Annotated in this window: 15 protein-coding genes; 12 read left to right on the forward strand and 3 right to left on the reverse strand. The window is 64.0% G+C overall.

Annotation, left to right across the window (positions count from 1 at the left end; translation table 11 throughout):
- The first annotated feature begins 21 nt into the window (after nt 1-21).
- From J2T21_RS02480 to J2T21_RS02505, 6 genes are all read left to right on the forward strand, one after another.
- Nucleotides 22-1,254 (forward strand): glycosyltransferase family protein, encoded by a 1,233-nt coding sequence (locus J2T21_RS02480; protein WP_307578086.1) that lies wholly within the window; start codon nt 22-24, stop codon nt 1,252-1,254.
- Nucleotides 1,223-2,080: a DUF6492 family protein gene (locus J2T21_RS02485; protein WP_307578088.1), complete on the forward strand. Its 858-nt coding sequence runs from the start codon at nt 1,223-1,225 to the stop codon at nt 2,078-2,080. The genes J2T21_RS02480 and J2T21_RS02485 overlap by 32 nt, the downstream gene beginning before the upstream one ends.
- Before the next feature lie 340 nt (nt 2,081-2,420).
- Nucleotides 2,421-3,842, forward strand: coding sequence for an O-antigen ligase family protein (locus J2T21_RS02490; RefSeq protein ID WP_307578090.1), 1,422 nt, complete (start codon nt 2,421-2,423; stop codon nt 3,840-3,842).
- 177 nt (nt 3,843-4,019) lie between these two features.
- Nucleotides 4,020-4,682, forward strand: coding sequence for a chain-length determining protein (locus J2T21_RS02495; protein WP_307578092.1), 663 nt, complete (start codon nt 4,020-4,022; stop codon nt 4,680-4,682).
- Between the two features lie 80 nt (nt 4,683-4,762).
- On the forward strand, nt 4,763-6,061 hold the full coding sequence (epsE, locus tag J2T21_RS02500) for an exopolysaccharide biosynthesis GT4 family glycosyltransferase EpsE (RefSeq protein ID WP_307578094.1): 1,299 nt from the start codon (nt 4,763-4,765) through the stop codon (nt 6,059-6,061).
- A 45-nt stretch (nt 6,062-6,106) separates the two neighbouring features.
- Nucleotides 6,107-7,483, forward strand: a complete 1,377-nt coding sequence (locus J2T21_RS02505) for a hypothetical protein (RefSeq protein WP_307578096.1) — start codon at nt 6,107-6,109, stop codon at nt 7,481-7,483.
- Between the two features lie 199 nt (nt 7,484-7,682).
- On the opposite strand, the gene J2T21_RS02510 is transcribed toward J2T21_RS02505, so the two are convergent.
- From J2T21_RS02510 to J2T21_RS02520, 3 genes are all read right to left on the reverse strand, one after another.
- Nucleotides 7,683-10,139 carry a WecB/TagA/CpsF family glycosyltransferase gene (locus tag J2T21_RS02510; protein WP_307578098.1) on the reverse strand — a complete coding sequence of 819 codons (2,457 nt, stop codon included), beginning with the start codon at nt 10,137-10,139 and terminating at the stop codon, nt 7,683-7,685.
- Nucleotides 10,140-10,488: 349 nt separating this feature from the next.
- The gene (locus J2T21_RS02515; RefSeq protein WP_307578100.1) at nt 10,489-10,941 is read right to left on the reverse strand and encodes a VanZ family protein; all 453 of its coding nucleotides are present in this window, start codon (nt 10,939-10,941) and stop codon (nt 10,489-10,491) included.
- A 606-nt stretch (nt 10,942-11,547) separates the two neighbouring features.
- Nucleotides 11,548-12,126: an acyltransferase gene (locus tag J2T21_RS02520; RefSeq protein ID WP_307578339.1), complete on the reverse strand. Its 579-nt coding sequence runs from the start codon at nt 12,124-12,126 to the stop codon at nt 11,548-11,550.
- Nucleotides 12,127-12,617: 491 nt separating this feature from the next.
- On the opposite strand from J2T21_RS02520, the gene J2T21_RS02525 reads away from it, so the two are divergent.
- The 6 genes from J2T21_RS02525 (at nt 12,618) to J2T21_RS02550 (ending at nt 20,357) form a co-directional block, all read left to right on the forward strand.
- Nucleotides 12,618-13,052: an adenylyltransferase/cytidyltransferase family protein gene (locus J2T21_RS02525; protein ID WP_307578102.1), complete on the forward strand. Its 435-nt coding sequence runs from the start codon at nt 12,618-12,620 to the stop codon at nt 13,050-13,052.
- A gap of 543 nt (nt 13,053-13,595) precedes the next feature.
- Complete coding sequence (locus J2T21_RS02530; protein WP_307578104.1) at nt 13,596-14,957, forward strand: YveK family protein; 1,362 nt, start codon at nt 13,596-13,598, stop codon at nt 14,955-14,957.
- The gene (gene pssD, locus J2T21_RS02535) at nt 14,954-15,403 is read left to right on the forward strand and encodes a PssD/Cps14F family polysaccharide biosynthesis glycosyltransferase (RefSeq protein ID WP_307578106.1); all 450 of its coding nucleotides are present in this window, start codon (nt 14,954-14,956) and stop codon (nt 15,401-15,403) included. The genes J2T21_RS02530 and pssD overlap by 4 nt, the downstream gene beginning before the upstream one ends.
- Nucleotides 15,400-16,092 (forward strand): glycosyltransferase, encoded by a 693-nt coding sequence (locus J2T21_RS02540; RefSeq protein ID WP_307578108.1) that lies wholly within the window; start codon nt 15,400-15,402, stop codon nt 16,090-16,092. The genes pssD and J2T21_RS02540 overlap by 4 nt, the downstream gene beginning before the upstream one ends.
- Nucleotides 16,093-16,108: 16 nt before the next feature.
- Nucleotides 16,109-16,885 carry a hypothetical protein gene (locus tag J2T21_RS02545; protein WP_307578109.1) on the forward strand — a complete coding sequence of 259 codons (777 nt, stop codon included), beginning with the start codon at nt 16,109-16,111 and terminating at the stop codon, nt 16,883-16,885.
- A 25-nt stretch (nt 16,886-16,910) separates the two neighbouring features.
- Nucleotides 16,911-20,357: a fibrinogen-like YCDxxxxGGGW domain-containing protein gene (locus J2T21_RS02550; RefSeq protein ID WP_307578111.1), complete on the forward strand. Its 3,447-nt coding sequence runs from the start codon at nt 16,911-16,913 to the stop codon at nt 20,355-20,357.
- Nucleotides 20,358-20,405: the final 48 nt, after the last annotated feature.

Genomic DNA, 20,405 nt, shown 5'->3' on the forward strand with positions numbered 1-20,405 from the left:
AAAGCAGCGGAGAGAGCCCCCATGATCGTCTGGATCGCCGGAACGGGCTGGGATTCGGTTCCCGGGACCGACAAGCGCCTGGTGGGGGAGCTGGCGAGCGACCACCAACTCATTTGGGTCGATCCCCCGATCCGCTTCCCGCTGGGACGGCCACGGGATCCGGTCAGCATGCAAGGCGGAAGCATCGGGGAGAACATCATCCGGGTGCCGGTCCATACGCTTCCGGGGATCACCAAGCCAGTAGTCAGACAGCTGACAACGCTGCGCCTGAACAGGGCAGTTCGCCGAGCGGTGGCCGAGGCGGGGACCGAGCCCACGGCCGTGGTGGTGTCGTTTCCGATCGCCGAGTTCCCGCGCGGCCTCCCCGGCACCAAGATCCTCTACGTGACCGACGATTGGCTCGGCGGATCCTCGTTGATGGGGTTTTCCGGCTCCCACGTCAAACGCGTCCTTGCGGCAAACATCGAATCCGCGGACATCGTCGCGGCGGTGACACCGGGCCTGCTGGAACAGCTCGGTGAACTGGGCCCCGTCCGGCACGGCGTGGTCTTGCCCAACGGGTGCCTGCCCTTGGGCCCGAGCCCGGCGGGTACAGTTCGGGGCCGGGAAATCGGCTTGGTCGGACAGCTCAATGAGCGCCTCGACATGGACCTGCTCGAGGCGATGTGTCGAACCGGTGAACAAATACTTGTGGTGGGGCCGCGCCGTGACAGGGGAGCCGGATTCGGCAAACGGCTGGACAGCTTCTTGGCGGCAAAAAACGTTGACTGGGCCGGATCGGTGCCCGCGGCGGAGTTGCCGAAGTACTTCGCGCGGATGAAGGTGGGGGTCACTCCATACGTCGATTCCCCGTTCAACCGCGCCAGCTTTCCCCTGAAGACCCTTGAGTACCTCTCCGCCGGCGTCCCGGTGGTCGCAACGGATCTTCCGGCCGTAAGATGGCTCGACTCGGACCACGTCCAGGCCGCCGCAAACACCGAGGATTTCCTGGCCAAGATCGCTGTGCAGCTGGACGGACGGTGGACAAGGTCCGCCGAGCGCCGCCGTCGGCAATTTGCCGGGGAACACAGTTGGGCGCATCGAGCGGCAGACTTTTCCTCCATTATCGGGACCGGCGCCCGAAGTGCCAGGGCGCCGGATCCGGCCGGCAGGGAATATCCACAGCAGCGAAATGAGGGAATCGATGTTCGGCAACAGCACACCACCACGGCGGAGGCCATCCATGGCCGTGGTCACCCCAAGCTACGCACCTGACATGCAACTTTGTCGTGAGCTGAATGAATCGGTGTTGAGGTACTCCGCGGCCGACATCGAACATCACGTCATCGTTCCGGAAAAGGACCTTACGCTTTTTGCCGGCCTGGCAGGCGAGCGCACCAAGATCCACGGCGTCAACGCCCTGCTGCCCAGAACGATGCTGAAGCTGCCCTTGGTCAACGGGTGGATCAATGTGGTCAGGCCCTTTCCGCCGCTGCGCGGCTGGATCGTTCAGCAACTAGTGAAGCTCGCGTTTGCGGCATCCTTGGATACAGACATTGCCCTACTCACGGATTCGGACATGGTGTTCATCGACCGCGTGGAAGCAGGGGCGTTCTCGCACATGGGTACGGCCTCGTTTTACCGGCTGGAGAACGGGGTGGATGACACGCTGCCGCGGCACCGCCAATGGCATGAGGTCGCCCACCGCCTGCTGGGGCTGGCCCCGCCGCCTCCGGGGTTCCTGCATGACTACGTGGCGTGGCCCTGCCCGTGGAGCCCGGCAATCGTGCGAAGGATGCTCGACCGGGTTTCCGAGGTGACGGGCCAGCACTGGGCAACCGCCATCGGACGCGAAATCCATTTTTCGGAAATGATTTTGTATGGAGTGTATGTCGATCAAATCCATTCACGGACTTCCGAGGTCGTCTCGACCGACTCCATGAGGTGCCTGAACTATTCAGAGGAGATACCCATGGATGAAGCGGGCGTCAGATCCTTCCTCAGGCGAATCGACGAGCGCGACCTGGCCGTGATGATCTCCGCGAAATCGGGTGTTTCCCTTGCGCTTCGGCAACGGATGCTCACGCGCATCCAGCGCTAGGTCGCTGCGGCCATGGGACGGACAAAGCGAATCCGCCGGCAAGGAAGCGTACCAGGCCCGGAAAAATGGGGCGGTTTGGATTCGCATCCGGCGGGACGCTCGGGTGATGGAAGGGACGCGGCCTGGGGCCGGGGATGTGGGAGGTTTCGAGCCCTTTCGGTTGCTCCATCGAACGGATAGGGTTGGTTGATATTGGGGGAATCATGAACGCTGGGGATTGCATAATGATCGAGTCCATGTGGGCTGCCGGGAACCGGTGGAGCCTCACCGTTCCCGCGCGCCTGCAGCTGGGCCACCGAGCGGGCCACCCTCCGGGGTACCTGTCCGAAACCTGGCGACCATGAGCACGCCATCTGTACCCGGTGGACGTGTGGTCCGGGCAAAACGGCGGAAACAACGCGGGCTCGCCCGGACCGGAGCGTGGGCCGGAAGCGAGCGCCCCGGCGCCGGAACCGTGGGCCGTCTCTGGCTGCTTCAAGCGGTGGCCTTTTCAATTTTCGCGTTTCCGTCCAGCATGGTCATCGCGCCCATCGGAGCCGCAGGCACGGTCCCTTTGATGTTGGCAATCTTGTTGTTCGTTTTTTGGGGCGCCGCGGTGTTGTTCGGGATGCAGAATCCGCTGGCCTCCGGCAACCCGGGCCGGATGGCATTTTGCGTCCTCGCCCTGGCGACATGCGCGTCCTATGCCGCGATGTTCTCGGGATGGACCGGGGGGAGCACCGTCGCTGCCAGGGCGGCGGCGGACCGCTGGGTGCTGCTTCTAGTTGGCAGCGCGGGCATCATTCTGGTGGCTTCCCAATCGATCAAGACCCTCGACGATGTCATGCGCATTGTCAGGCCCCTCCTGGCCGGGGCATTCGTTTGTTCGGTGATCGCGGTCATCCAGTTCTTCCTAAGGATCAATCCCGTTGAATGGATCCAACAGCTCATGGTCGGATTCACATACAACGGCGGGGACACGGCATTCCAGGTCCGCGGTACCTTTTTGAGAGTGGCCGGGACAACATTCACATCGATTGAATTGGCCGTCGTATCGGCGATGCTTCTCCCGCTTTCGGTATGGAGGGCGCTGTACGACAAGAAGGGAAGAAAATGGTTTCATTGGCTGGGAACCTGCCTGCTGGGGTTTTCCCTGGTATCAACAATTTCACGTTCCAGCGTCCTCGGATTGATGATCATCGTCATTGTCTTCGTCCCCTTCTTGCCGCGTATTGCCCGTCAGTGGTCTGTTGTTGTGGTCCCGATAGCCATCGCGCTGGTGTTCCTCACGATCCCGGGTGTGGTCAGCACGCTGGGGGACGCCTTGACATCCGGAAATTCAGACCCCTCCATAAGCACGAGAACCAACAACTATCCACGGGTTGCCCGAATGATAGGGGAGCAGCCGATCCTCGGCGCAGGTCCGGGAAACTTCATGCCAGAATTCGCCATCTACATCCTTGATAACCAGTTCCTGAACTCCGCCGTGACGCTGGGACTTGTCGGGATGGGCGCCACGATCGTGTACCTTTCGGTGCCGGGCCTGGCTGCTCTGGTGGCGGCCAGGGCTGCCACGGCCGGGGTCCTGCGGTGCTTGGCCGGTGCTGTGGCAGCCGGATCGTTGGTGGCCACGGCCTGCTCGCTGACATTCGATTCCCTGTCCTTCCCGGTGTTTGCCCTTACCTTTCCGATGCTGGTCGGCCTCGGCGGCGGGATCTGGAAACTTGTGCAAGAAGAAAGGGCTGGACATGCTGCCGATGGCATCCGCGGAACCTGGACCTAAAAATACATCAATTACCTCAATGCCGGTCTCGAAAAAATTTGGAGGACGACCATGGACCCGATAGCAGTTCTAAAAACAATCTGGACGTACAGGTTTTGGGTCTTGCCCGTGGTTGTGTTGACGCTGGTTGCCGGGGCATATGTTTATCAATTTGGCCCCAGGTCCTACGAGGCCACGATGAGCGTGGCCATCGTCAACCCAACGATCCCCTCGGACCGGGACATTGAGAGGAACCCCAAACTGGAAAAGGTGAACAAGGACAACCCCTATCTTCGCTCCTTCGACAATTCGTTGATTACCGATGTGATCGTTACGAGGCTGAATTCGTCATCGACGGCCAAGGACGTTGAGGCGGCCGGGCTGGGGCCCGAGTATGCAGTCGGGCAGGGCGTGAACAGCAACGGATTCGTCATCGATATCAACGGTATCGGCAGCAGCCCGGAAAAGGCGGGTGCCACCGCCCGGTTCCTGGGCAAGCGCCTGCAAGAAGACCTGTACAGCGCGCAGAAGGTGAACGGCGCCGACGATTCCTACCTGTTCACCTCACTGGTTATTGTCGAGCCCGGAAAACCGGTGGAACAGTTCTCCAGCCGGTTGCGCTCGCTGATCATGGTTGCCCTTGGTGGTGGCATCCTGCTGCTGGGAACGTTGTCCGTGGCGACGTCCGTTGGTCGATCGCGAGCGGAGCGTGCGCGGCTGCGTTCGGAATCCATGGAGCTTGAGGAGCCGTCGAATGTTCAACGAATCGCCGATGCAACCACTGCCAACGAGTCCTCTTCGAAATCTCCTGCAAATTCGGCCCGTAGCCGACGGCAAGCAGCCGCCGGCGGTGGCGATTAGATTTTCCAGGGGTTCCCGACAAGGCCGCCGCCGGTGGCTTGGCCCGGGGAGCGGTATCGCATCAATCGATAGACGGATACATGAAGGACAATGCCATGACAAGGATCGGTTACCTCATTCCTGAATACCCCGGACAAACCCACAGCTTCTTCTGGAGGGAGTTGCTGGAGCTGAGGCGCATGGGCATTCTTGCCGATGTGGTCTCCACCCGTCCTCCACGGTCAGGAAGCGTCGGGCATGACTGGGAGACGGAACCGGATGCCCACGCCTACTACTTGATGCCGTTGAAGGTGCAGGCGGCCCTTGCACTTGCCGGAGGTCTGGCACCGGCACTGTGGGACCGACGGGCGAGGGACAAGTTGAGGCACTTGGTGTCCGAAATGCATGTGGCTGCGCGAGCCGAACCACGCGGAGGACTGGCCCGAAACCTTGTGATACAGGCGGGATTGATATGTGCCGGGGCGGACCTCACACGGCTGGCCGAGGCCAGGGGAATAGCGCATGTCCATGTCCATTCCTGTGCCAACGCCGCCCAGGTGGCGCTGTACGCCAAGGTCATCTCGGGACTGACATACAGCCTTTCCCTGCATGGTTCCCTGGGGGACTACGGGCCAAACCAGCCGTCAAAATGGCGCAATGCATCGTTCGCCCTGATCATCACGAAGGTGCTTTTGGAATCGATCAAAGTGGAACTGCTTGGTTCGCTTCCTGCGCAAGTAGCCATTGCACCGATGGGGGTGCAGACCGATCTCTTCAAACGTTCAAGCCCCTACCAGGCGTTTCAAGTAGGAGGGGAATTGCGACTGGTCAGTTGCGGACGCCTGAATGAGAGCAAGGGGCACGACCAGCTGATCCGCGCAGTTGCGGAATTGCGAAAACGCGGGCTTTCGCCGAAGCTGCACATACTTGGTGAAGACGAATCCGGAGGCGGGGGCTACCGTCGCGTTCTCGAACAACTGATCATGGACCTGGACATCGGGGACTCGGTTGAACTGCTGGGTTCCCTGCCGGAGACCGAAGTGGTGGCGCAGCTCCAGCAAGCCCACGTCTTCGTTCTTGCCAGCCATTCCGAGCCGCTTGGCGTTGCGATAATGGAAGCCATGTCGATGCAACTTCCGGTGGTCGTGACCGGAACGGGGGGAGTCCCGGAGCTAGTCGAAGACGGTGTCAGTGGTGTTCTGGTTGAACCCGGAAACCCCGCCGGGATCGTGGAGGCCGTCACTCGAATGGCGCAATCGCCAGCACTGGCCACGGCCTTGGGGAGGGCCGCACGGGAAAGGGTGGTGGACAGTTTTCAAAGCTCGCGCAGTGCCAAGGTGCTGGCGGCATTGGTCGAGTTCCCGTGCCGGCAAGATGGGAAGGACCATGGACAACGGTGAAGCCGGGAACCCGCCAGCGCCCTGTCTCGGCGGGGCGATGAGCCCTTGAACCGGACGCTGCTTCGTGCCCATCCCGGGCTGGCCCTGGCCATGCTGGTGGCAGCGACCGCCGCCTGCACACAGGTTCCCAGCGAGCCACAGGTCGTACCGGAGCCGACTCCCACGCCCGCGGCATCGAGTGTGGTGCCCTCCGGGGTGCCCACGGCCGAGTCCGCTGATCCTTTCCGGACCCTGCCGTCACTGCGTCCGGTGGACGGCGGCGACGGCTATCTTGACGGAAAAGTCCACCCGTTTCCCGACCAGGAATCCTTCTTTCCTGTTGCGGTGTGGCATTCAAGCGTGATGGACGCGGGACAACTAGAGCTGGACCGTGCGGTCGGGATCAACACCTATGTCCAACTGACTCCGGACTCGGATGTGGACCTCATCCGGCGTGCCGGGATGCAGGCCCTGACGAGTACCGCGTCCGGGGCGGCGTCCGGATTCGTCTTGCCGGACGAGGTGGACATGTGGGCCAGGGCAGGCGACGCACAGTGGAGTGGAAACTATCCGGGCGAAGGGGACATCTGCGTGCCGTCCTCGAGCACGTGTGGGTTCACCGTACTAGCCAAGGCGCTGGAGCAGGCGCCGAAGGATATAGCGGTGTATGCCAACTTTGGAAAGGGAGTAACGTTCTGGGAACCCGACGAGAGCGCATCGAAGTTCGTTAATTCGTATGCGGACATCGTCTCCGCCGACAATTATTGGTTTACGGATCCGAATATTTGTAATCCCGCCGAGGGCGGGACCCTCCTTGAAGTACCGGCCGAGCTGTCTGCGGTCGAATGCCGGCGGGCGGCGAATTACGGTTGGACGGTCGAGCGGCTTCGGTCATTGGCGAAACCTGCCGGTTCGAAGCCGGTCTGGGCCTTCGTGGAGGTTGGTCACCCATTTTCGGAAGAGGATAGCCCGGCAATCACCATCGAGCAGATTCGAGGTGCGGTGTGGAGCAGCCTGATCCACGGTGCCCGCGGAATCGTCTACTTCAACCACAGTTTCGGCGGCGACTGCGCATCACAGAACGTTCTCCGTGACTGCGGCGAAAAGCTCCGAGGCGGCGTAGCGAAGATCAACAGCGAAGTTTCCCGGGCTGCCCCCATCCTTAATGCGCCGTTTCTGGACAACGCAATTGTTCCCGAGGGCCGGATCGATGCTTCCGCAAAGGCCTACGCGGGAGACATATACATCCTGGCAGCACCCACCCAAGCGAGCACGCAGGCCTTCCGCATTACCGTGGCATGTTCATCGCAAGACAGCGCACAAGTGGTGGGGGAAGACCGCTCCGTTCGACTGAAGGATGGCATTCTCGAGGATGGGTTCGCCGGGGGCGATGCAGTGAGGATCTATCGGATCGCAGGGAAAGGTTGCATCCCAGGCACCTGACGCGTGCGGCCGGAACCTGCGGCCGGAACCTGCGGCCGGAACCTGCGGTCCCCAATCTTCCGGGGGCATGAAAGGAACCCAAGTGCACGGTGTTACGCCTGGCTTGGGTGTCTGCATTGCCTTCGCGCCGGCGGGAGCGAAGTTTCCGACGAGCCATTGCAGCTTCGAAGCATGTTCCATCCCGCGAAGTCCTGCCACGTCACCGCTTCCCGGTGCCATCCCGGCTGCTGTCATCCCGTTCCCAGGCCGTGGGACCTGCGGCGCCGACTCGACCGCGGCGCAACCGTGCCGCCACGGCAAACCCCGCATAGCAGAGGGCATCGATGGCGCTGGCAGGACTGCGAACGGACGAGAGCAATGCCTTCAACGTATGGTGTGCCGTCTGGCTCGGTGCCGCGCCGCTTGGTTCCGGTGCGGCTAGGCGACCCAATTCCGCCTTGCCCCTGTAGTTGCGCCTCAGCACAGCCATGAGTCCCTTGACGTTTCGTGGTGTGACGACGATAACCGGCGGGGTGTGGAGCACTGCCTTTTCGTTCCACCCGAATTGCTGGTCAACAAACAGGTCGTCGGCGGTGACCGCGGGGAATTCGGCGAATCGGACATGGCCTTGCTCGGTCAGGGCGTAGGCCCCGGCTCCCCAGAGGGCTTCATGGGTGGATGAGATGCGGCGCCGTGCCCGGTAGAAGGCCCTGACCGGCCAGCTGGCGCTGCAGTCGTCGTAGCGGAATGAGGGCCGGGCCGCCAAGACGTCGCCCTTCCCCAACCGGCTGAAAACCATGCGCAAGGTGGTTGGACTCATGGAAATATCAGCATCGAGGTAGAGCCTGGGCCAGTGCGACGCGGTCTTATCAGCGGCGTTCAAGGCTGCGACCTTGGAAGCTGTTTCCACTTCCAAGACGACGACTCCCGTGAAGGTCCGGGCAATGGCGGCAGTGTCGTCATCGCAACCGTTGCAGGCGACGATGACCTCTACGCGGCCCGTCCCGAGGACCGGGGCGAGGCAGGCCAGGGTGCGTCCAATGACGGCGGCCTCGTTGTGGGCCGGAATTATGACGGTTCCGACGGGAAAGGCCTCGAGCACACGCACCATATGTTCGGTGGCTGTCGGGCCGGGGAGGGACTCCCAGCTGGCTTCGTCCATGATGGTGCGGAATATCGACAGGCGGGTTGGCTTGTAGAAGCGCAGGAGCTCGGTCAGTGCCACGCCGTTGCGAAACCATGTTGCGTAACGGGCATCATGGTACTTGCGTACGTACCGGACCCGGTTTACGGCAAGGAGGGCATTGAGTTCGGTGGACGTACCTGAGCCGCCGCCATGGTGAACCATCTGCGCGAGCGGCTCGTACCACGCTGTTTCGCCGGCTTCACGGGCCCGCTTGAAGTAATCCACTTCCTCGGAATACAGGAAGAACTGCTCGTCCCAGTCGCCGATTCGCTCTGCCAGGTCTGCCCGAACCATGATTGCTGCTCCGGTGGCCCATTCGATGCGGTGGGCATTCTGGTAGCTTTCCAACGCGTAGTCCGTTTCGGCCAGCCAACCGGGGCGGGTGGGGAACTTGGAGCCGAGGAAGGCATCACCGAATGCCGTAGCCACGGTCGGCTCACGCCGCAGCGACATGCTGGTCGAACCGTCCGACTCGAGTAGCTGGGGCACGACCAACCCGGCGTCCGAGGTGACGAGGCGCCGGTACAGAGCCGCGATCGACCCCGGAAGGACCTCCAGGTCCGGGTTCAGGACCAGGACGGAGCTGGCCTGGCCGGAGACGCGATGCGCGGCATTGATCCCGGTGGCATAGCCGAGGTTGCCACCGGTTGAAAGTGCATATGCATCCGGGTACTTGCTCAGGGAATGGAGGGTGCCGTCCGTGGAATCATTGTCGGCGACGATCACGCGAAGGCGCAGCGACCTAGCCTCGCGCCGAAGACTCGCCATCAGGGTGTGGATTGCCGGCTCGCTGTTGTAGGTGACGACGTACACCACGACATCCGCCGGTTCACCGTCCGGCACAAACTTGCCGTCGGGAATCCCCGTCAGCAACGGGGCGGCAGGTTGCCGGGGAACGAGGTCCGACACCCCGGTCTGGATCACAGAGCTGTGGCGGCGCAACTGCAGGAGGCTGGGTGGATCATCCAGCAGGTACCTGCGGGCGAGCCGTCGTGGCTCGAGGGCCAGTCGCCAAGCCCATTCAAGTCCGTTTCCGCTGGCCCAGGCTGGGGCCCTCATCATCGCGCCGGCCAGGAAATCCACAACGGCGCCGAAGGCCAGCAGCACATTCGCCCCGGTTTCAACGCCGTACTTGGCCATCCACAGTTCCTGCCGGGGCTTTCCCAAACCGACCACCAGCAAATGGGGCCCCGCTTCGCGGATCGTGCGTGCCAATTCCAAGGAGTCGTTGTGGTTTGCCAAGGTCGCCCGTTCGGGGGACCACATTCCGGCAATGATCAGTTTTGGCCGGGTAATGGTGAGGCGCCGCGACAACAAACGTTGTATGAGGTAGGAGCCACCCAGAAAGCCCACCGAGACACCGGCTTCCTCTGCCGCGTCCAAGAGGGGGCCGATCACGTCGCTGCCGGCAAGCCGCGGCCAATTCCGCCCCGTCAACCGGTTGGCCTGGGCCACCAGCGGTGCGCCGTCCAAAAGCGTGAGCCACTCCATCGTTCCCTGCATGCCGGACGAAGCGGCATCCATCGACGGGGGTTGACTCGTGGGCCGCAAGGAATTACCCACCGTTCCGTGCCATCGGCCGCCCTTGCCGAATTGGGCAATGTGGTCGAGGTTTGCCGAGATCACCGAAATCGGTGGCAGTGACTTGGGCCGGCCCTCATCGTCAAATCGGTGGGTGCGCCCCATGAGCCGTTGGATGGCAGATGATTCATCAAAGAGATCAACGACCACGTCGGCCAAGTCCACTCTCAGGTGTTCATTGGTCAATTTCGGTCCCTCCGGGAGTAGCTGGTTGGGTTGGCAGTAGCAGGAACGGGACTGCGGAAGACAGATACCCGGCTCATGTCTTGGGTCCAGAGATCGAGTTGCGCGTCCGGTGGCGCATTGAAACCCAGACGACGGAAATTACGGCCCCGATGACCGTGCCGGTGAGATTGCAGAACACATCGCGCGCCGTGGCGCTTCGTTGGCTCAGCGCCACGAACTGGAAGAACTCGATCAGCACGGAGAGGCCGGCGCCGAAGGCGACCGCCAGCCACCACCGACGCCGGGGCATCAGCAGCCCGAGCATGAATCCAATGGGAACGAAGAGCACGACATTTGCTGTGGCCTCCAGATGGCCGAACCGGATGCCCGAAAGCCCCGTCACGGAATGCAGCCGGCTCAGTGCGGACTCCGCAACCTGGGGTATGCCGAGGTCCGCTATGCGGGCGCTGAACACCAATACCCCCACGAGCACGAGGTACAGGAATAACCACGGGGCAACGGACTTCTTTGGGTGATTTTGCGCCATGTCTAAGAGACTCCCGGCACTCGGCGATAGTCACGGCGGCCGGGTTTCGGACTCGGGACATTACGGTTCCGGGCGGGGCCGTAGTTGCCCCACCACCATCCACCGCGTGCCAAAGCGAGGAAATCTCGCGCGCGTGGAAGTGGCCGCCATCCAGGTTTCCGGGGTCGGACACAGAGCCAGCCTGCGTTCCATTGACCGCCGGAACACAGCCGATTCGGCGTGTTCGCACCACCGCTCCGATTACCCATCCCAAAGTGACCCCAAGCCCCCAAGTAAGGTGCCGCCATCGATTGCACGACGACGTCGCCTCTTGAACATAACGGAGGGCGAAGAAAGAGGCCAGCGGATTCGATGCACTGCCATACCCAACTCCACCTCAGTATCGGCCTAAGTAGTACGTGGTTCGGTTCACCGGAGGGGGGCTGCCGTCGGTTGCCGCCGTGCAGTGGCTGCCTGAGGACAGGATGCCCGATGGCATTCTGCGGGCGCCGGGTGTGAACGAGCCCTCACCGACCCAGGAATCCACGGCGAACCCCGCACGTAGCGTTCCAAGGCACTGCGCCCAGAGCACCGCAGGCGACAGGCGCTGTAGGGAGACCAAGCTGCTCACATGGGGCGCAGGTTTCCATCCGTTTCCTCGTACCGGCGGCCGGTTTCCGGACAGACCCAATGCCCCTCAGCGGCATTCAGGGGGTGCCCGGCCTCACCCACCCAGCCGACCCTGCGTGCCGGCACCCCCGCGACCACGGCGTACGCGGGCACATCCCGGGTCACCACCGCCCCTGCCGCAACTGTTGCCCAGGCCCCGATGACCAAGGGCGCGATGCATACCGCCCGCGCACCGATGGCCGCCCCGACTCCAATGCTCACACCCACCACGTCCCAATCGTTGCCGTCCTTCAGCGAACCATCGGGGTTGATGGCCCGGGGGAATTGGTCATTGGTCAGCACCGCGGCGGGGCCGATGAAGACGCCGTCGGCCAGCACCGCAGGCTCATACACCAAGGCGTAGTTCTGGATCTTGCAGCGATCCCCGAGCCTTGCCCCGGGGCCGATGTAGGCCCCGCGGCCGATATTGCATTCGGCCCCGATGACGGCACCTTCGCGGACCTGGGCCAGGTGCCAGATCCGGCTTCCCTGCCCGATCATTGCCTGGTCGGAAACATCTGCGCTTTCCATGATCATGTTCACGGGTGGATTCCTTTGCAACAGGCCTCCCCAGTGTCGGCCACGTGAGACAACTGTGGAGCAGGCACAGGCGACTTGGCAAGCCTTCCCGGGCCGCGGCTGCGCACACAGCCGGAGTGCCGGGACCAGTACCAGGCTTCGGCATCAAGTGGTGTCGTGAAATTGCAAGTAGTCCAGAGGGCGAAGTCGAGTAGTCGATCACGGTGCCGCGCGCATCGGGAAAATCTAAGGTGAGTCCCAAGGGCTGTTTGAAGTGCCGGCGGTCCGGGGCATGGGGACGGCATTCGTGGCATTGGGGGATCCTACGTGAGTACGCAAGCACGGATTGCGCGTTGGCCGGATCCGGTTGCGCCCATGCGAAACCACAGGGCGGGAACCGAGAGAATGGGGAAACGCATGCATTCCTGCTCCCGTTTGGCCAAGGCGACCGCCGTAGCCGACGAACCGTCGGTTGCCCGGTTGCACGGCGCCGACAAAGGGAGAGTGAGATGCTGAGCATCGGATACGCGGCGGGGGCCTACGACCTGTTCCACATCGGCCATCTCAATATCCTGCGGCTGGCCAAGCAACGGTGCGACTACCTGATTGCCGGGGTCGTCTCGGACGAGATGTGCGAGTACTCCAAGGGGATCAGGCCGGTGATCCCGGAACGGGAACGGCTGGAAATTGTCCGGAACATCGGCTTCGTTGACGAAGCCGTCCTGGAAACGCTTCCGGACAAGCTCGATACCTGGCGGGAAATCGGTTTCACGGTCTTCTTCAAGGGCGACGACTGGCGGGGAACGCCCCGCGGGCTCGACCTTGAAGAGCGGTTTCGCCAGGTCGGCGTATCGGTCGAGTATTTTCCCTATACCCTGCACACTTCATCAACCAAACTGCGACTGGCCCTCGAGAACCTGGATCGCATTTCACGAAGCCTCTAACAGGCCCGTTGGCAGCCATGCATGGCATGGCTGCCGAGGCATCAGCCTCCCCATAGCGGGGTCGGCGGCAGGCGAGTTCCTGAACGCAGGGATTCGGCCCCCCAGCTGCCGTCGACCCCTTCACCAGGGCCACCCGCCCGACGCAAACTCGGTGCGGGAACCTCGGCCCACGACGGCGGGCCCCTTGCGGGGCCCGCCGTTCGATCTTTGGCGGATCCGGTTTTCCGGCAGCCTGAGCGTCCACGGTCGCCCGGTGCATCCTGGGGGACGGGCATCCAAGCCGAAACACTTACTGAGCCGATGAGGCAGGAACACGCAAACTTCCATGGTCCTGGCGCTTCCCGCCTCGGCCCTAAGTGGTGGACCGAGTGACGCGGGGGATGCAACTGCGTAATCCCCTGGCAAGTGGAGTATCGAGTTGCCCGTGCCGGGGCACCAGAGCCTCCATAGGCTGGAAAGAACTTCGGTAGGTGCGACGCGTATGACCACGAAACGTCTACGAGGCGACCGGGATGGCTCCGAATCAGGGGGAGGAGACACGCCATGCAAGAAACCAAACAGCCCGTCACGCTGGGCGACCTAGGCAAACTCGTCAAAAGACGCTGGAAGGCAGGATGCATCGCCTTGCTGGTGACCATCATCGCCGCCGTGGGAATCTGGGCGATGGTGGGAACGAAGTACGCAGCGACGGCCGTGCTGACGGTGAGCCCCATGACGACAAATCCCTTCTCGACGGCGGCGGTCAACCAGCAAATCAACATCGCCACGGAACGTGCCATCCTCGGATCGGGAGAGGTCGCACGGATGGCTGCGGCGAGCCTCGGTGAAAACGTCAGCGCCGCAACCCTGGTGCAAAACACGAGCATCGAGGCGCCCCAGGGATCACAGGTGCTCTCCGTCACCGTTGTCGACCGGGACCCGGAACGGGCAGCCCGGCACGCCAACGCCCTGGCCACGGCCTATCTGGCATTCAGGGCCAAGGGCGCCGCGGACGTGGCGAACACCTACATCGAAGCCATCGACAAGCGGATTGCCGAACTCGACACCAAGGCGACAAAGGGCTCGGTCAGCTCCGTCGTCCTGACCGATCTGGTCAACCAGCGCAACGATTTGTCCCTGGTCGCGGAAAATCCGGGCAGGGTCATCGGCGTCGCCGACGGCTCCGCCACACCTTCAACACCCGGACTGCCGGTGTACCTGGCCGCGGGCCTGTTCGGAGGCCTGATCACCGGACTTGTCACCGCGGTTTCCCGCGACCGGCTGAGCCGCAAGACCGGCACTGCCGAACGGCTGGCAGCGCACACCGGACGGAGGGTGCTGCGGATGGAAGACACGCAAGACACGGAGGGGGTCCGGTGGATCATCCGGTTCCTGCGCATCGGGTCGCGTCCGCTGCACAGCGAAGAACCAACGATCATCGGGATCCTCGGCCTCGGGGAGATCGCCGAGGACCGGTTCCGGGCAGTCTTGGCCCACGTGCTGGCCGAGCAGGAAGTCAACTTCCGCAGCGAATCCCTGGCCGCTGTCGCACCCGGGGTCGTCGACCGCGGGTGGCCAACCCCGGTCCAACGCAGCGCATGGTCGAACCTGAACGCGCTGCTGCTGGGATTCCCCTCCGGGATCGAGGACGCGCGGATCGCCGTGCTGTGCGACAGGGTGCTCTCATCGGCCATCGTCTTCGTTGACGACTCGGCCGACCTGGCCAGCGTTGATCGAAGGCTTGCCGTGGTTGACGGACTGCCACCGGAATCCGTATGCCTCGTCTTTGTCAACAAGCGCCACCGGCGCGGGGGCACGGAGGAATGGGCACCGAAGAATCGAGGTCCCGCGGAAGACCGGGAGCCAGCCGCCGCGACGATGGCCGTGGGGAACGCCATCACAACCAAGGAGGAATACAGCAAATGAAAATCCTTTTCGTAACGTCGCCCGGCGGGCACCTGGCACAGCTTCTGTCACTGCGGTCCTGGTGGGAAAACTATTCCCACGAATGGGTGACGTTCAAGCAATCCGAGGTCGAATCCACCCTGGCAGGTGAACAGATCACCTGGGCCCACTTTCCCACGACGCGCAACGCCCGCAACGCCATCAAGAACTTTTGGCTGGCCTGGCCCACGCTTCGCAGGGTTCGCCCCGACGTGGTGGTTTCCAACGGGGCAGGAGTCAGCGTCCCCTTTTTCCTGGTATGCAAGATCATGAGGATCAGGACCGTCTACATCGAGTGCTTCGACAGGATCACCCTGCCGACACTGAGCGGGCGGATCTGCTACCCGCTCAGCGACCTGTTCTGCATCCAGTGGGAGGAACAGTCCGAGTTCTATCCGGGCTCCGTGAACATCGGACACCTGCTATGAACCCCCGGGAGCAAACGCCCGCGGACATCGGGCCCGAGATCGTCGTCTCCGTGGGCACGGACTTCCACCTCTTCAACCGGCTCATCGACTGGGTGGACGACTGGCTCGCCGAGCAGGGCACACCGCCCTCATGCGTGGTCCAATACGGGTCAAGCCGCGAGCCGACCAACGCCCTGGGGATCTCGCGCCTGCCGCGAAACGAGCTGCTGGAGCTCTATGCCAGCGCCAAGGCCGTCATCGTCCAGGGCGGCCCGGGTTCGATCCTTGACGCCCGGGAGGTCGGGATCCTGCCGATTGCCGTCCCGCGCCGGCCGGAGATGCACGAAGTGGTGGACGGGCACCAAATCGCGTTCACCAAGACGATGCAGGAGCACGGCGAAGCCCTGATGGCCGAAACCGAGCAGGAACTGCGCACGGTGCTGGAACGGGCGATGGCGAATCCCGAATCAATGCGCAAGGCCGCACGGGTAAACCATTCCCAGGACGCGGCCAGCGTCCTGGGCTCGGAAATTGAGCGAATCATGGCAGCACCCCGGCATCCCCAGGCCCTGCGGAGGACCTGGCGGCTGTGGCGCCGGAAACCAGAGGACCACCCCCGGCGGGCCGCACCCCTGGAAACCCCCGCGGGGGAAGCCCTGGGCTTCGAAGCCGCCGCGGCATGGCCCATGCGCAACAAGGACGATGGATAACCGGAATCGAGTGGGAATGATGAACAAGAAGTGGAAAGGACCGCTGCCCCTGCTGGTGGTTGCGGCGGTGGCGCTCGCCGGGTCCTCGGGTTGCGTGCCGCAACCGGGCCCGGGTTCCCTGGCAGACGGGCCGACGGTTTCCGCGACGGGTGGGAGCCCTGCACCACCCGCGGTATCCGTGGCGCCGAGCCAGAAATCCGCGCAGCCTGCCGCGGCCCAGTCGCCGGCTCCTGCCGCAAAAACGAAGGCGACCAAGCCCTCGGCCACGCACCCGGCGGACCCGCCGGCCAAACCGCTCGCCAACCCGGGGAAGCCGCCGAAGACCTGGCCCAAGGATTCCCGCGCGAGCAGTGAGAAGGAAAAGTCGGCTACCGACCACTTTGTGGCCAAGACCGAGCAGATGACCTCTCCCGACTTCGGCAAGAAGGACAAGGAGCCCAACAAGGCGCTGCCGAAGCCGCCGGATTACCGGTCGGTGGCGACCGGGGCGGCACTTGGCGAGCTTCAGGCGCAGTTCACCGAATACGCAAACAACAACTGGAAGCAAACGGGCGCGGTGGTGGTCCGCGGCGAGCCGAAGGTCCAGGACTTGACGGTGGATGGCGTGGCCACGCACCGGGTTTTCGTCTGCTTGGACTCGAGCGCCCTGCAGGTGATCGAGCAGGACGGGTTCGTGGTGACGCCCAAGGCCAAGCCGGGCACCCGGACCGCACTGAATATATACGATCTTCAGGAACACGACGGGCAGCTTGTCGTCGTCAATCACCTCTTTCCAGAAGACCCAAATTGCTAACTCAACCTTGGGGAAAACCATGAGAATGACAACAAGACCGGGGCGGACCGGCATGCTCGGCCGCCTCGCCTGCGTGCTGACAGGCGTGGCGCTTGCCGCGACGGGCGTGGGAGTGGCCGCCCCGGCGGCCCAGGCAGCGGGAACCGTGGTCCACGACGGACTGAGCCAGGAAGGTGCCGCGGCATCGTGCTGGGAGGCCAAGACGATCCGGCCTGCGGCCGGCTCGGGCATCTACTGGCTCATGACGCCGGCCATGGCCGCGCCCGAGCAGTTCTACTGCGACCAGGAGACCGACGGGGGCGGATGGGTCCTGGTCGGCAGGGGCAGGCAGGGCTGGAAGGAAACCTACGAGGGCCTGGGCAGCGCGGCGCAATTGCGCTCAACGGTCACCGGGACCGGGGCCTTCAGCCCCCGGCAGCTGTCCTCGAGCACCATCGACGGGTTGCTCAACGGCAAGACCGCCCAAAGCCTGCCCGATGGAATCAGGCTGCGGCGCGCGTTGAACACCACCGGCAGCCAATGGCAGGAGGTCCGCTTCCAGACCACCAAACGCGAGCGGTGGACCTGGGCGTTCTCTTCCCAGACGCCCGTGACAACATACAAGTTCGACGCCTCCTCCGGCAGCGGCGGGGCGACGGCGAGCTTCGGTTCCGACCAGGGCACCCGCCGGGTCGTCACGAGCGAGGCGCAGGCGCAGGGCTGGACCCAGGGGTGGGCCTACGGCTCAAGCATCGCCGGGACCAACTCCAGCAGCTCCTACCTCTGGTCCGCGACCGCCGGCGTCGGAAACGCGCGCCCCTTCACGCAGATGTACCTGCGGCCCAAGCTGTTGCAGGCCGATGTTTCCTTCGCGACGGTTCCCAATGCCGGAACGGCCAAGCACGAGCAGCGCTCGATGCAGGAAACCGGCGCCATGCCCACGGTGTGGGGCGTCAACGGCCTGGTTTCGGGAAGCGGCGAACTGCGCACCGAGGCACAAAGCTTCGCCCAGGTCGGGAACACGGTCTTCGTCGGCGGCAACTTCAGGTACGTGCAAAAGACCTCGGCAGGCGGAAGCCGGGTCGAGCAATCCTATGTGGCCGGCTTCAACGTGGACACCGGAGAGTTCGTGCCCGGATTCAACCCGACCCTCAACGGCCAGGTCAAGGAGCTCGTGGCCCTTCCCAACGGGTTGCTGGCCGTCGGCGGCGAATTCACCACGGTGAACGGGAAGCCCGCCGTGGGCCTGGTGGCCCTGAATCCCGCCACCGGGGACACCTCCGCCTCGTGGAAGGTGACCATGGAAAACCGCATCTCGGGCGGGGCGGTTTCGGTGCGCGCGATGGGCGTCCACGGGAACTGGCTGTACCTTGGCGGAGCCTTCACGCACCTGACCGGGGGAACCAACACCAGCCCGGTCTATGCCAGGTCCGCCGCGAGGGTGTCTGTGCTCGACGGAACCGCGGACAGGGAATGGAACCCGGCCTTCAACGGGACGGTGCTTGACGTGGCACCCTCCAAGGACGGAAGCCGCGTGTACGCCTCGGGCTACTTCACCGCCTCCAACGGCACGCCGGCCGACGCGGCGGCGGCCGTCAGGACCACCGCCAATGCCCCGCTTGACACCTGGAACTGGACGCCCAGCGCCTCGGCGCACTTCCAGTTCGGCGTTGCGGATGAGGGCGGACGGGTCTGGCTGGGCGGCTCGGAGCACAGCCTCTTCAGCTTCAACCCCTCCACTTTCGAACGGTTGTCAACCAACATCACCCGTGCCGGCGGCGACTTCCAGGACGTCACCGGCAGCAACGGACTGATCTACGCCGGCTGCCACTGCGGAAACTGGAACTACACCGACGGCACGATCTGGCCCGGCCCGGGCCCCAACTGGACCATCGCCGACAAGATCAACCTGGTGGGGATCTGGGACGCCAAGACCGGCGCCTACCTGCCGCAGTTCAACCCCACCATCAAGGGCCGCGGAGGCTACGGAATCTGGGGCAACTTCGTGGACAGCCGCGGCGTGCTCTGGAGCGGCGGGGATCTGGTTTCCTCGGCGCGGAGCAACGGTTCGGGCCAGTGGTCCGGGGGATTCGCCAGATTCGCGCTGAACGACTCCACCGCGCCCGGGGTTCCCGGCACGGTCAAGGCCACCAGCGACGGGACCACCGACACCGTCACCTGGGCCGCCGCCACCGGGGCCCCGGCCGCCTACCAGGTGCTGCGCAACGACAGGGTCATCGGAACCACGACGACGGCGCGCACCTTCAGCGTCGACCACCAAGACGGGGCCAGGTACTTTGTCAGGGCCGCCGATGCGGCAGGGAACTACTCCGCTTCCTCTTCCGTCGCCGTGGCCGCCGCCGTGCAGCCGCCGGCGGGGTCAACGCAGCTGGTCGCGAACGGGGATACCTGGAAGTACCGCTTCGAGAACAGCGCGCCGCCGGCCAACTGGACCACCGGTGCCTTTGGCGATGCCGCCTGGGCATCGGGCAAGGCACCGCTGGGCTGGGGCAATGCATCGGTGGTGACGACGCTCAGTGCGGCCGGGACCAAGCCGCTGGCCTACCAGCTGCGCAAGTCCTTCAATGTCGCTGATGCCGGCACCGTCGAGAGCCTGGAGATCACCACGCGGGCCGACGACGGGGTCGTGGCCTACCTCAACGGGGTCGAGGTCCTGCGTTCGAACATGGGCACCGGAACCATCGCCTACAACTCGTATGCCACGACCGCCCCGCGGACCACGACGGCCCTGGGCAACCCGGTGACGGTGACGGTGCCGGGATGGGCCGTCCAGGACGGTGCAAACGTGGTCAGCGTGGAGGTGCACTCCAACTACCGCAGCACCCCGGACTCGACGTTCGACCTGCAGGTCAAGGCGACACTCGGCACGCAGCCGGCGCCGCCGGCCGAGCCGCCGAACGCCGACCCGGCCATGGCCATCGACGCAGGGGCAACCTGGAAGCACCGCTTCGAGAACTCCGCCCCGGCGGCAGCCTGGATGCAGCCAGGCACGTCGGACAGCTCTTGGGAACAGGGGGCGGCGCCGCTGGGCTGGGGCAGCTCCTCGATCCGCACCGAGCTGGTGGCGGCGGGCACCAAGCCGTTGGCCAGCTACTACCGCAAGTCCTTCACCATCGCGGACCCCGACGACGTGGCCGAACTGAAGATCACGACTCGGGCCGACGACGGGGTGGCGGTGTATCTCAACGGCACCGAGGTGGCCAGGAAGAACCTGCCGACTTCTGCCCTGACCTACCTCAGCTATGCCACGGCCGCGCCCTCGACGTCCGCCGCCCTGAACGCGCCGGTGGAGGTCTCGGTGCCCGGCAGCGTCCTGGTGGAAGGCACGAACGTCATCGCGGCCGAGGTGCACTCCAACTATCGGGCGACGCCGAATGCCAGCTTCGAGCTGCAGGCCGAGGTCGTCGGCGTGGCGGCGGCCCAACACCTGATGAAGAAGGGGCTTGCCAAACAGGATCTCTTGAACGACTAGACGGGGAAACACAGCAACATCGCGGCCTGCGGGCCGCGGGAAACCGGG

The organism is Paeniglutamicibacter psychrophenolicus (genome assembly GCF_030812255.1).
Lineage (GTDB): Bacteria > Actinomycetota > Actinomycetes > Actinomycetales > Micrococcaceae > Paeniglutamicibacter > Paeniglutamicibacter psychrophenolicus_A.

Excerpts from the sequence above, each read along its gene's own strand:
- J2T21_RS02525 (WP_307578102.1), top strand. The coding sequence starts at position 12,618 with ATGCTGAGCATCGGATACGCGGCGGGGGCCTACGACCTGTTCCACATC.
- J2T21_RS02510 (WP_307578098.1), bottom strand. The coding sequence starts at position 10,139 with ATGGAGTGGCTCACGCTTTTGGACGGCGCACCGCTGGTGGCCCAGGCC.
- epsE (WP_307578094.1), top strand. The coding sequence starts at position 4,763 with ATGAAGGACAATGCCATGACAAGGATCGGTTACCTCATTCCTGAATAC.
- J2T21_RS02530 (WP_307578104.1), top strand. The coding sequence starts at position 13,596 with ATGCAAGAAACCAAACAGCCCGTCACGCTGGGCGACCTAGGCAAACTC.
- pssD (WP_307578106.1), top strand. The coding sequence starts at position 14,954 with ATGAAAATCCTTTTCGTAACGTCGCCCGGCGGGCACCTGGCACAGCTT.
- J2T21_RS02545 (WP_307578109.1), top strand. The coding sequence starts at position 16,109 with ATGATGAACAAGAAGTGGAAAGGACCGCTGCCCCTGCTGGTGGTTGCG.
- J2T21_RS02485 (WP_307578088.1), top strand. The coding sequence starts at position 1,223 with ATGGCCGTGGTCACCCCAAGCTACGCACCTGACATGCAACTTTGTCGT.
- J2T21_RS02515 (WP_307578100.1), bottom strand. The coding sequence starts at position 10,941 with ATGGCGCAAAATCACCCAAAGAAGTCCGTTGCCCCGTGGTTATTCCTG.
- J2T21_RS02520 (WP_307578339.1), bottom strand. The coding sequence starts at position 12,126 with ATGATCATGGAAAGCGCAGATGTTTCCGACCAGGCAATGATCGGGCAG.
- J2T21_RS02540 (WP_307578108.1), top strand. The coding sequence starts at position 15,400 with ATGAACCCCCGGGAGCAAACGCCCGCGGACATCGGGCCCGAGATCGTC.
- J2T21_RS02490 (WP_307578090.1), top strand. The coding sequence starts at position 2,421 with ATGAGCACGCCATCTGTACCCGGTGGACGTGTGGTCCGGGCAAAACGG.
- J2T21_RS02550 (WP_307578111.1), top strand. The coding sequence starts at position 16,911 with ATGACAACAAGACCGGGGCGGACCGGCATGCTCGGCCGCCTCGCCTGC.
- J2T21_RS02480 (WP_307578086.1), top strand. The coding sequence starts at position 22 with ATGATCGTCTGGATCGCCGGAACGGGCTGGGATTCGGTTCCCGGGACC.
- J2T21_RS02495 (WP_307578092.1), top strand. The coding sequence starts at position 4,020 with ATGAGCGTGGCCATCGTCAACCCAACGATCCCCTCGGACCGGGACATT.